The 12,702-nt window shown below is 41.6% G+C and carries 8 protein-coding genes; 2 read left to right on the forward strand and 6 right to left on the reverse strand.

Going from position 1 to position 12,702, the window contains the following annotated elements; genetic code table 11:
• Positions 1–23 precede the first annotated feature (23 nt).
• Positions 24–3,479: a transcription-repair coupling factor gene (gene mfd, locus G500_RS0117040; RefSeq protein ID WP_086047950.1), complete on the reverse strand. Its 3,456-nt coding sequence runs from the start codon at positions 3,477–3,479 to the stop codon at positions 24–26.
• A 535-nt stretch (positions 3,480–4,014) separates the two neighbouring features.
• Here mfd and G500_RS0117050 point away from each other — a divergent pair.
• Both G500_RS0117050 and G500_RS0117055 read left to right on the forward strand, forming a co-directional pair.
• Positions 4,015–4,638, forward strand: a complete 624-nt coding sequence (locus G500_RS0117050) for a hypothetical protein (protein ID WP_035757874.1) — start codon at positions 4,015–4,017, stop codon at positions 4,636–4,638.
• A gap of 213 nt (positions 4,639–4,851) precedes the next feature.
• The gene (locus G500_RS0117055; RefSeq protein WP_027003439.1) at positions 4,852–7,074 is read left to right on the forward strand and encodes a tetratricopeptide repeat protein; all 2,223 of its coding nucleotides are present in this window, start codon (positions 4,852–4,854) and stop codon (positions 7,072–7,074) included.
• Between the two features lie 4 nt (positions 7,075–7,078).
• Here G500_RS0117055 and G500_RS0117060 read toward each other — a convergent pair whose 3' ends face one another.
• From G500_RS0117060 to G500_RS0117080, 5 genes are all read right to left on the reverse strand, one after another.
• On the reverse strand, positions 7,079–7,660 hold the full coding sequence (locus tag G500_RS0117060; protein WP_027003440.1) for a hypothetical protein: 582 nt from the start codon (positions 7,658–7,660) through the stop codon (positions 7,079–7,081).
• Between the two features lie 53 nt (positions 7,661–7,713).
• Positions 7,714–8,931, reverse strand: coding sequence for a DNA polymerase III subunit gamma/tau (locus tag G500_RS0117065; RefSeq protein WP_342664615.1), 1,218 nt, complete (start codon positions 8,929–8,931; stop codon positions 7,714–7,716).
• A 114-nt stretch (positions 8,932–9,045) separates the two neighbouring features.
• The gene (locus G500_RS0117070) at positions 9,046–10,302 is read right to left on the reverse strand and encodes a cysteine desulfurase (protein ID WP_245574504.1); all 1,257 of its coding nucleotides are present in this window, start codon (positions 10,300–10,302) and stop codon (positions 9,046–9,048) included.
• A 42-nt stretch (positions 10,303–10,344) separates the two neighbouring features.
• Positions 10,345–11,265 carry a hypothetical protein gene (locus tag G500_RS0117075; RefSeq protein WP_027003443.1) on the reverse strand — a complete coding sequence of 307 codons (921 nt, stop codon included), beginning with the start codon at positions 11,263–11,265 and terminating at the stop codon, positions 10,345–10,347.
• A complete protein-coding gene (locus G500_RS0117080; protein WP_086047951.1) occupies positions 11,240–12,601 on the reverse strand; it encodes an amidohydrolase family protein in 1,362 nt (453 codons plus the stop codon). The genes G500_RS0117075 and G500_RS0117080 overlap by 26 nt, the downstream gene beginning before the upstream one ends.
• Positions 12,602–12,702: the final 101 nt, after the last annotated feature.

The raw sequence follows: 12,702 nt of genomic DNA on the forward strand, positions 1-12,702 counted from the left end.
AAAAATTCACATTCGCCATACCGTTAAGAATTTATATCCTCTTCTAAAATAGATTGCAAAACACGCATTGCGCCCTCTATGCTGCGTACATTTTCCATAATAAAAATCAGGCGGCTCTCTGTTTCTTTCACCTGACAACGTTCAGGACGCTTCTGCACATAGGCAAGAAATTTAGAAAATACTTCAGTTTCAAAATATTGAGGCTTGCCACTGACAAAATACGCTCGCATTTTTTCATTTTTAAGCGTCAATTTCTCGAAACCTATTTTTTCGGCTACCCACCTTAGCTCTACCGTTTTGAGCAATTCCTCGACAGTAGGGGGCAAATCGCCAAAACGGTCTTTGAGTTCATTTCTAAAAACAAGCAAATCTTGTTCATTTTTTAATTCATCGGCTCGAATGTAAAGGCTCAAACGCTCCGAAATATTAGGGATATAATCTTCTGGAATCAGAATATTAAAATCGGTTTCTATATTACAATCTACTTTAATTGTTTTATCTTTTATTTCGTGTGCAAATAAGTCTTTAAACTCCTCTTCTTTCAATTCAGCAATGGCTTCTTCTAAGATTTTATGGTAAGTATCTAAGCCCAAATCGTTGATAAAGCCGCTTTGCTCTGCTCCCAATAAATCGCCTGCTCCCCGAATATCTAAATCGCGCATCGCAATTTTAAAGCCATCGCCTAATTCATTAAACTCCTCTAAGGCACTCAAACGCTTGCGCGAATCAACAGTAAGGGTAGAAACCGAAGGGACAAGCAACAAACAGAAGGCTTTGCGGTTACTTCTGCCCACACGCCCCCTCATTTGGTGCAAATCTGATAAACCAAAAAGATGTGAATTGTTAATGATAATGGTATTTGCATTAGGAATATCCAAACCCGACTCGATGATATTGGTAGCAACTAACACATCGAGCTGCCCACTAATAAAGTTCATCATCACCTTTTCCAAGTTTTCGTCTGCCATCTGCCCATGCCCGATACCCACTTTGGCATCTGGTACAAGACGCGCAATCATACCCGCCACTTCATAAATATCGCTCACGCGATTATGCACAAAGAAGACCTGTCCGCCACGTCGCAATTCATAACTTACCGCATCTCTAATCGTTTCTTCCGAAAAAGTATGCACCTCCGTCGTTACAGGCTGACGGTTAGGCGGCGGCGTGTGCATGATAGACAAATCTCGCGCCCCTAAGAGTGAAAACTGCAAGGTGCGCGGAATGGGCGTAGCCGTTAGGGTCAGGCAGTCTATGTTATGGCGCATTTCTTTTAACTTTTCCTTTGTTTTTACGCCAAATTTTTGTTCTTCGTCTATGATAAAGAGTCCTAAATCTTTGAATTGTATCGTTTTACTTACAATTTTATGCGTGCCAATTAGTATATCTATTTTTCCATTTGCCAAATCTTCTATAATTTGTTTGACCTCTTTTGCCGTTCTGAAACGGTTGATGTAATCCACACGCACAGGCAAACTTTTCAAACGCTCCGAAAAAGTGCGGTAATGTTGGGCGGCTAAAATCGTAGTCGGCACTAAAACCGCCACTTGTTTTCCATTCGCAACGGCTTTGAAAGCGGCTCTTATCGCAAGTTCGGTCTTGCCAAAACCCACATCTCCACAAATGAGCCTATCCATCGGCACAGGTTTTTCCATATCTGCCTTGATTTGAGAGGTGGCTGTGGCTTGGTCGGGCGTATCTTCGTATAAAAATGAAGTTTCTAATTCAATTTGCATATAATCGTCGGGCTGACAGGCAAAGCCACGCATGGTAAGCCTTTTTGCATACAAATTGATTAAATCTGTACCAATATCTTTTAATCTTTTCTTTACCTTTCGCTTTTTATTTTCCCACTCACCTGTTCCCAACTTGCTCAATGCTACCTGCGAACCTTCTTTGCCTGTATAACGCGCTATTTTATGAAGTGAATGAAGACTTACAAATAAAATATCGTTATCTCTATAAATCAAACGCACTGCCTCCTGCTCTTTTCCACCCACTTCTATTTTTTCAAGCCCTGCAAAACGCCCAATTCCGTAATCTATATGCGTTACATAATCACCGATTTGTAATGCGTTCAACTCTTTGAGTGTCAGGGCTTTTGTCTTCGAAAAACGCTCTGTACCTTTGCCCTTGTGGAATCTTTCAAAGACCTGATGGTCGGTATAAAGGGTTAGTTTTAGGTTTTGGTCATAAAAACCTTCGTGCAGGGAAAGCAAAAGTGCGCGAATTTCCAACTGCGGCTCTATCTCCTCAAAGATACTTTGCATGCGCTCTACCTGCTTGGGCAAATCTGCTACTAAAATATTGGTATAATTTTGGTCTTGTTTTCGTTTTAAATCTTCGGCTAAAAGTTTGAAGTCTTTATTAAAAGAAGGCTGCACCTTCGTCTGAAAATCGACCACAAAAGGCTCAATATGTTTAGGATATAATTTTTTAGGTAGTGTATGATGGTAATGAAATTGCGAAAATTTGCTATAACCGTCTATAAATTCCTCTTGGGTAAGAAAAATATGTTCGGGCTTCGAAATAATTTGCGTATAACCTGCTGCCTTTACAATTTCTTCAAATTCCTGCCCCACTTTCTCAAAATATTTTTCAATTACTTCTAAGGTAAGTTTCTGATTTTCAACCCAAAATAGCGTCTGGGCAGGCAGAAAGTTGAAAAAAGGCTCGCGACTCTCCTGCGAAAATTTTGCCTCCAAATTCGGTATCAAGACCGCTTTTTCTACCGTCTGTTTCGAAAGCTGACTATTTGGCTCGAAAAGACGCAAACTTTCTACCTCATCACCAAAAAATTCTACTCGAAAAGGCATCTCATGCGCATACGAAAAAACATCTACAATGCCGCCACGCACCGCATACTGCCCTGCTTCATACACAAAATCGGTTCGCTCGAAGCCATAACTTTGCAGCACCTCCACCAAAAAATCGCGCCCCAATTCCTCGCCCTTGCGAATGGTAAAAGTGTTGGAAAGCAACGTTTTTTTATTCACCACGCGCTCGGTAAGAGCCGCAGGGTAGGTAATAATAATTTTGCCTTTAAAATTTTTAATATCCGTTTCTTGTTCATATAAATTTTGCAACTGTGCCAACGTTTCGGCACGCTGCAAGACGTTGGCGTTGTCTATCTTTTCAAATTGGTAGGGCTTTTTGTAGGAAGTTGGAAAAAATAGAACCGTCGGATTGGTAGCATTTGCTTTCTGTTCTAAAATAGAAATCAAATCACTATAAAAATATGCCGCTTTTTCATTGTCTTCTGCCAAGATAAGTTGTGTTAGCTCTGGACGCGCCTGCTGCAAAGCCGCCACCAAGAGAGCCGTCTGACTCCCTGCCACATTCTGCACATGCACCTGTTCAAGTTGCGGACTTTTGGCTTTATTTTCCAATAGCTGAAAAAGCGCGTCGGCGCGATACATAGCCAAAATTTCGTCCGTTTGCAGATAAGTCTGGGGTGCTGAAATAAGCGAATTTTTCATAAGTGCCTGACAAAAGTCCTTTTAAGCTACACAAACAAGCTCTTAACTCGAAAAGAAAGCGCAAAGTTACAAAAAACTGCGAAAAAGGCATTGTTGCAATCGCAAAAGCTACCATGCGCCCCTAATCTATTGCCACAATTCTATTTCTTTGAGGTCTGCTGATTTTCGAAGCATCAAAGCCAAATTTAGGGCAACCTTCATTTTTTTCTATCAAAATCTTACCTCTTTGAAAAAAAGAAAAAATAGCAAAACTCTTGCATGTCAAAAGCAAAACCATTAATTTTGCGGAGTATTACTATCAAAAAAAAGAAAACCCGTCTGCTCTTTTGTCTAATCTGAAATTTTCCCATTAGAAAAATGCTGCTAAAATAGCATTTTTCTTACCCCATAAAGAACCTTTATTTAGATTTTTTCTAAACAAAAAGACATTCAAAGACTTTATAGGCTTAAACAAAAGCACACTTCTAAAAACTTTTGTGGCATTTGTTTTCAGCTTTCTTTCCTATTTTCTCACCATTGATTAAACAAATCAAAAATGAACACATCAAAGCTATCTCTTTACGTTTTTATCGCTTTCTTGTTAGCCTTTGTAGGTTTTTCTTCAAATGCAATCGCACAAGAAGATAAAACTTTGCTTAATTCTGATGCAAAAATTGGTTTTTATCTCAATCCATATACTCAAATTAGTCCTGTGGCAGGCGAAACGGCTGCTTTTTTTGGGGTGCGCGGCGCAGTAACTTTACAAAAAAAATTCGCCGTTGGGGGCTTATATCAGTTTTCAGTCAATCAAATCCGCCCAAGCACCGAAACCGACGACAGACTCTATTATGACGTGCAGCAATTTGGGGGCTTTATAGAATATACTCTCAATCCGACTAATGCCTTTCACCTTACTTTTCCTTTGGCTATCGGTGGCGGTGAAATTCAAGCCGACTGGCGCGACGGTTTTGAAGATTTAGACGATAACGATAATTTTGGCGAGGCTACTTTCTTTTTTGTAGAGCCACGTGTAGAAGGCGAACTTAACCTGCACCGCTTTGTGCGTTTGCATGCAGGCGTAGGCTACCGTTTTGTGGGCGATATAAGCTATCGAACTTTGGAAAACAATGCAATGCGCGGTATTAGTGCTACTATCGGTATTAAATTAGGAATTTTCTAACTTTAATGTTATATGTTCAATGGATTTTTAAATCTTCAAAATGGGTTGCTTGTTTCAGGCAGCCTATTTTTTTTATCGCATAAAGAGGGTAGAAAAGACAGAAATAAGCCCTTGTACTACAAAATTTCAACTAAATTTTAGGCGAAGCCTGCTTTTTTGTGCCTTTTTCATTACTTTTGGGGAAATTGCGTATTTTTCAAAAAACAATCAAATATGCCGCCTTCCTACACGCCTTCTGCTTTTCGTTTGGTGTTTTTTTCTAAGGCTTTTCCTACCTCTTTGGCACTTTTTCTTGCTTTTTTTCTGCCCCTTTTTGCTTCAAAGGCGCAATCGCGTTCTATGCGTGAAGAAATGGATAGTTTGGCAGAAACGTTACAAAAAAATTATTTAGACACAGTTTTATTTAAAAATTCTATTTTTTTAGCACAAAGGTATATATCTTTACAAACTGATTCTGCACTTTACTACGTACAGGTAGCGGAAAAGCACGCACAAAAAGTAAAAAATCCGCTTTATTTTGCTGAAATTGCTATCGTGCGCGGCTCTGCCTACGACCGTCTGGGCAATGCGCCTGCTGCTTTAAAAGAAGCCTTCAATGCGCTCAAAATTGGCGATTCGCTGCAAAATGAAAGCATTTTGGCACGTGCCTACAACCTTTTGGGTATCTTACACAAAGGACAAGATGAGTACGAAACGGCAAAAAATTATTGGCTTAAAGCCTACCAAATTCGCCTCAAACAGAAAGAGCCTCGCGCCACTGCCATTGTGTCGAATAATCTGGGGGCAGCCTACGATTTATTAGAAAAATACGACTCGGCTGTTTATTTTTACAATCAATCTATTGCTTTAAAATTACAACAAAAAGATAGCATCGGGGCAGCCCTTTCGCGCACCAATATTGGCGTTATTTTTAAAAAACAAACACAATACGACTCGGCAAAATACCACATCGAAACGGCACTTCGCTCGGTCATAGACAAAGAAAATTTGCACGTCATTGCCATCTGCTACCTCATTTTGGGCGATATTGCAGAAGAAGAAAAAGAATACGATAAAATGCAATTTTATGGAAAAAAAATATATGAAATTGCACAAAAAGCGCACATGCTTGACTTTTTAGCCAACTCTACCCGTCTGCTCGCTCGCAGTTATGCCGCTAAGGGAAATAAAAATTTGGCTTACGACTATTTAGAACAGTATATTCGCTACAAAGACAGTTTGAGAAATGATGAAAATTTGAAAAAAATAGAAAACATAAAATATCAATACAAATTACAACAGAAAGACGAAGAAAACAAGCGTTTGCAAAAAGAAACAGAACTGCAAGAGGTTCAAATTGCCTTAGCCCAAGCCCAAATAGAACGGCGTGATGCCATTCTTTGGGGGCTATTTTTTGTAGGATTAGCCATCATCCTAACGGCTTATTTGCTTTATCAGAACGGACAAAAACAACGAAAAATTAGCAAAAAATTAAAAGAAAAAAATGAAGCCTTAGCACAAAGTCAGGAAGATTTAAAACAGGTTAATGAAGAATTAAATACTACTTTGCAAACCGTACAAAATCAGAAATCGGATATAGAAGAAAAAAACAAAGCCATCACCGATAGCATCAACTACGCACAGCGGATTCAGGAGGCAATTTTGCCCGAAAAAGCCGAAATAGAGGCTTTTTTGCGCCCCTCTTTTGCACCTTTGTCAGATTTTACGCAAAATAGTTTTGTGTTTTACCAGCCGCGCGATATTGTAAGCGGCGATTTTTATTTCTTTCAGCCTTTGGGCGAAAAAAATAAAAGTGAAAAGGCAATTTTAGCCACTGCCGACTGCACAGGACATGGCGTTTCGGGTGCGCTTATGAGCATGATTGGCAATGAATTATTGACCCAAATCGTGATTCGCAATCAGATAGAAAATCCAGATGAAATTTTAAATACTCTTCATCAAGAAATTAGACGAGTTTTGAAACAAAAACAAAGCAAAACCTATGACGGCATGGACATTTCTGTTGTCAAGATTGATAAGAAGGAGCGTACCCTTTCCTTTGCAGGGGCAAAGACCAAACTTGTTTCTGTTTTCAACGGCGATTTAAGCGTTTTGAAGGGCGACAAAATGGAAATTGGAGGCGAACAACGCGAAAGTGAGCGCGTTTTTAGCCTGCAAAAACTGCCCTTTCCACACGCCATTCAGCAAGATGGAAAAACAACTTTTCAGATTTATCTTTTTTCAGACGGTTTTCAAGACCAATTTGGAGGCGAGGAGGGCAAAAAATTAGGCTTTTCAAACTTCAAAAGGCTACTTTTGCAACTTTCAGCCCTACCCATAGAAAAGCAGGAAGAGGAAATCGCGCATTTTTTTCAGACTTGGAAAGACACAATAGGCAGCCCCGAAGCACAAGTGGATGATGTAATGGTTTTAGGTTTAGACCTTAGTAAAATTTAAAAAATTATTCTATATCCAAATTAAAGCGTTTGCGAAGTTCGCTTAGTTGTGGATAGTGTTGTTCTAAATAGTTAAATTTTTCTTCGTTTGTAAAAACTTTTTTCGGATTATCAGAAGTATCGGTTTCGCCAACTTGGGGCTTGGTCTGCGAATTTTCCGCTTTCAAAAAGACTTGTATTTGCTGATTTTGCAACCTATCGCGAGCAAAAATTGCAAACCGCTCCTTGATTTGTTGGTCAAATTCTTCGCGCAAGGTAGGATTGTCCGTATCGGTAAGGAGGATTAGGTCGGTTTGATTTTCAATGCTCACCTTAAAATTTCTAAAAAATGACCCAAAAATCCAACTTTGTTGGTCGTTCTGACCCAAATAACTTGCCCAAACTGCCTGCGCTGCCTTCTGGTCAAAGGCTTGGTCGGGCAAAGGTTCGGTAGTAGGTGCTTTTGTTTCTGCTTGGGCGGCAAGATTTTGTGCCTGCTGTTTTTGGGCTTGCTCCTCGTGCTCCTGCTGCGCCTTTTGGACTGCCGCCTGCAAATTAAGCGCAATCTTGGGCGTAGTTTTTAGCTGCTGTGTCGCAACCCCTGTCAAAGGATTCGTGGCAGGGGCTGCCTGTGTGGGAGTAGAACTATTAGGATTTTGTACTAACTGCTGACTTTTTTTTTTACATCATCTAAAAGCGATTGCACAGAAAATACCTGTTTCAAACTTGCCAACTTTAAAAGTGCAATTTCTATTTGCAGGCGTTGGTCTTTGCTATTTTTATAGCCCTGCTCACAAGAGCTGGCAAGGCTTAACGCCGAAAGTAGGAAAGAGGGCGTAGCCGCTTGCGCTTGCTGCTGATATTTTTTGCGTATCGTATCCGACACTTCCAATAAAGTCAGGGTAGTGGCATCTTGACAGACCAACAAATCGCGCAAATGTTTGCACAAACCCAAGATAAAATGGTGTCCGTCGAAGCCTTTTCTCAAAATCTCATCAAAAAGAAGCAAGGCAGCACTTCTATCTTCGGCTAAAAAAGAATCTACTACTTTGAAATAATAATCATAGTCTAAAATATTTAAGTTTTCGGCTACACTTTTATACTCCAATTTTCTATTTTGGGAAAATGTAACCATCAAATCAAACATAGAAAGGGCATCACGCAAAGCCCCATCTGCCTTCATGCCGATAAGTTGTAGAGCCTCCTGCTCGGCTTCGATGCCTTCCTTTTGGGCAATTTTTTCCAAATGATGGGCGACATCTTTGGGCTGAATCCGATTGAAGTCGAAAATCTGACAACGCGAAAGGATTGTGGGAATAATTTTATGCTTTTCGGTGGTTGCCAGAATAAAAATCGCATAAGAAGGCGGCTCTTCCAAAGTCTTCAAAAAGGCATTGAAGGCTTGGTTCGAAAGCATGTGAACCTCATCGATGATATAGACCTTCTTTTTCGCGCCTCCTTGCGGTGGGTATCGCACCTGCTCGATAAGGTTGCGAATGTCCTCTACCGAATTATTAGAAGCCGCATCTAACTCATTGATATTGAGCGAATTACCTGTATTAAAAGTTTTGCAAGAGCCACATTCATTGCAGGGTTCTATATCGGTAGTAAGATTTTCGCAGTTGATGGTTTTGGCTAAAATACGCGCACAGGTAGTTTTGCCTACCCCTCTGGGACCACAAAAAAGGAACGCCTGCGCCAACTGCTTCGAGCGAATGGCGTTTTTGAGCGTATCAGTAATGTGCGCCTGCCCCACGACAGCATCAAAAGTGGAGGGACGGTATTTGCGAGCCGAAACTACAAAATTTTCCATATTTTTTCCTACTAAGGCGTATATAAAAGCAATATTTCGCGCTTGTGCCAACAGAGATAGCAACAAAGATAACAAAAAAGATGACACAAGCAGCGTTTCCTTTTTTTAAAGCGGCGAAAAAGGCTATAAAAAGGCTGAAAAGCGAAAGAACTACCCCAAAAACAAACAAAAAGCGTTTTTTTATCGCAAAATTGGCAATATTTTTTGCAAAATGGCGGCAAAATCTTCAATTTCTTTTTCTGTATTGTAAAGTGCAAAGGAGGCGCGTACCGTTCCTGCGGGTATGCCCAATCGCTTCATAAGTGGCTGCGTGCAGTGGTGTCCTACGCGCACTGCCACGCCGTTGGCATCTAACATCATACCCAAGTCAAAACCGCTTACGCCCTCTACGACAAAGGAAAGGACAGAGGCTTTTTCGGCGGCTGTTCCTATCAGGCGCACGCCCTCGATGGCGGAAAGAAGTGCCGTTGCTTTTGTTAGCAGGCGGCTTTCATACTCTATAACTGCCTGTTTATCAAACTGTTGTAAAAACTCTAAGGCTCTTCCCAAGCCGATTGTGTCGGCAATATTAGGCGTTCCTGCCTCGAATTTGTGAGGCAAATGGTTGTAAGTCGTTTTTTCGAAAGTAACTTCTTTAATCATTTCGCCGCCCCCATGATAAGGCTGCATCTGGTCTAAAATTTCTTTTTTACCATACAAAACCCCAATTCCTGTGGGGGCATAAACTTTGTGTCCTGAAAAAACATAAAAGTCGCAATCCAATTTTTGCACATCAATCGCAAAATGTGGAGTTGCCTGCGCACCATCTACTATTACTTTTGTACCAAACTGTTTTGCCTTTTGTATCATTTTCCCAATAGGATTGACCGTTCCGAGCGCATTCGATACGTGTACGATAGAAAGGATTTTGGTCTTTTTAGAGAGTAGTTTTTCAAATTCTGCCTCTATAATTTCGCCTTTTTCGTTGATGGGAATGACTTTCAAAATGGCACCTGTTTTTTCTGCAACCAGTTGCCAAGGGACAATATTAGAATGATGCTCTAAGGTAGAAATCAAAATTTCATCATTTTTCCTTAAATTTGCACTTCCCCAAGCCTGTGCAATCAAATTTATCCCCTCTGTAACGCCTCTGACAAAGATAATTTCCTCCTCGAAGGCAGCATTGAGGAAACGGGCTGCTATCTTGCGCGTCTTTTCGAAAGCCTCCGTTGCGCGTGCCGCCAAAGTGTGCGCTCCCCTATGAACGTTGGCATTGTCATTTTCGTAATAGGCTTTTAGTGCCTCAATCACCACTTTTGGCTTTTGGGCAGTGGCGGCATTATCAAAATAGATAAGCGGCTTTCCATTTATTTTTTGGTGCAAAATCGGAAATTCGGCTCTTATTTTTTCTATATCGAGTGCAGTGAAAATGGGGGTAGGATTGGCAAGTTTCATCATATTCTGTTTGGTATTTTTTTGATATTTTTTCGGTGTCTTCTCCTATTCAAAAGGCGAAAAGGCAGGGGGTTGTTTCGTGTTTTTATTGAAAAAAACATACATCTGAAAGCCATAAACGGGCGTGTGCAAATTGAGCCGCCTATCTGGTTTTATGACATTGCCACCAATATCATACTGCGCCAAAGCAACATAGTGTAGGTTTTGCAAATTGAAGAAAAGCCCCAAAGCCAAGCGATTTGAAAACAGACCCGAAGGATAGTACAAAAGGTCGGTACGCCACCTGCTTTCATAGAAAAAACGCTTTAAATCTGCCTCATTGCCCAATTCGCGAAATAGCTCAAAAGAGGAATGTAAGCTCAAAAGTGGCGTGCCGCTCGATGAAAGGCTCGTTTCCTTTGCCTGCTCGCCTGCTACTGCGGTCTTCCTAAAAAAGGTTTTTTCTGCCCCCAAAAGCAAACGCAAGTTCCAAAAGTTTTCATAGAAGGCGTTGTCGTGTCGGATATATTCGGGCGTGATTTGCTTGAAAATTCTAATTTTCCTAACAAAACTTACATGACGAAGATAAGCCTTCCAAGCCGTTCTATTTACATTGCTCTGCCCGTCGTAACGCAAGCCTGCCCCTGCCTGCCAATGGGGACTGATATTTTTTTGATAGTGTGCCGCCCAACTCTTGCGATAGAAAAAGTCGCTTTTTTCCTCTGTTTGGCGGCGCAAAGAGATACTGACCCAAAAGCGGTTGTCTTTCGTATCGGTATAATCAGCCTGCATTTCCCACCACAAAGCCGTTGGAATCCAGCGGGCTTCGCGCGGCAGGTCTTGGGCGGTGGTAGGCACAAAGGGCAGAGCGCAGAAAAGACCGACCCACAGAAAAAGGCAGAACAATTTGATAGCACCCAATCCTAAGATTGAAAAGTTAGCCTTTCTTTTTTCAAAAAAACTACTCTTTTTCCAAACGTTTTTCATATTTCTGTTGCAAAAGGAGCTGTCTATCTCTCAAATCCAAGCGTCTGCCTTCAAGAAAGGCGGCTTCTATTTTCGAGTGTTGCATATCTAATAAATCGCCTGTAACCAAGAGCAGAGAGGCTTTTTTCCCTACTTCGATTGAGCCTATGTCGTCGGCAACGCCCAAAATTTGAGCCGCCTCAAAGGTGATAGCCCGAAGTGCGGCTTCCTTATCCAAACCATAAGCGACCGCCATACCTGCGGCAAAAGGCAAATTTCTACCACCCATTACCTCCATATCGCCTTCATAGGAAAGACAAAAGGGAATTTGAGCAGCAGCCAAAATTGCAGGCAGGCGAAAGGGCAAGTCGTAGTCGTCGTCTATGCGAGTAGGCAGGCGAAAGATGCGCGTCAGAATGAGTGAGATGCGGTGTTGTTTTAAAAAGTCGATGATTTTATGCGCGTCAGAACCACCTACAACGACAATGCGTTTGACCTGATATTTTTCTGCCCAAAGCACACTTTCAACTATATCCTTTGCCCAATCTGCATGCAGAAAAAGCGTCTTTTCACCTGTAAAAAGACCTGTCAAACTCTCCAATTTGAGATTTTTTTCTGTTATCAGATTTTTTTCCTTTTTTTGGGCATAGGCGGCGGCTTCCTCAAAAAGTTGGGAAAGTTCGGCTATTTGTTTCGCCCGATTTTCGGCGTTGGGTTTGAAATCGCCCTGCTCGCCCCACCAACCCGAAGGTAAAATAGAAGACGGAAAATAAAGATGCTGCCCCACTTCAGCCTTGCGTGTAGCCTCTTCCCAATGCCACCCCTCTAACGCCATCAGTGCCGAATTGCCGCCCAAAAGTTCGCCACGCGGCGTAATTTGTGCATACAAAACGCCATTAGGACGCATAGTAGCCACGACATCAGACTCTACATTGAAGGCGACCTGCGCCTTGACGTTGGGATTGAGTGCGCCCACTTCTGCCATATCTACCGACTGGCGAATGGCATCGAGTTCGGAAAGTCCAAGTGGCGTGTTGGGTAAAATCAGGGCAGGATAAAGGTGTTTGCCGCTGCCATCAATTCGCTCCGCTCCTTCGAGCAAGGTGGCTGCCTCTCCTGTTTCTATTTGGGTGATGCGCCCTTCTTCAAAGCGCAACGTCGCCTTTTCCAATACATTGCCTTTGCCGTCGTGCAGGGTTACATTTTGAATGACGATAGCTTTTTGCTGTGGCGAAGCAGGTAGCGGCACTTGTGCGCTGCCCCAAGGCAAGGGCGTTAGGAAGGCAAACAAAAGGCAGAAACCAAAGGGCAGTCTTAGCGACTGATAAAAAGCGGAATAGCTATTTTTTTGTATCATCTTTTTGTGTCATTTTTTTGTATCGTATTTTTGTATCCAAACCAAAAGAAACCAAAGACAAGCCAGCGGATAGGTAGTTAGATTCGGCATCACCTTCAAAT

The sequence above is a fragment of the Hugenholtzia roseola DSM 9546 genome (genome assembly GCF_000422585.1).
Taxonomy (GTDB): domain Bacteria; phylum Bacteroidota; class Bacteroidia; order Cytophagales; family Bernardetiaceae; genus Hugenholtzia; species Hugenholtzia roseola.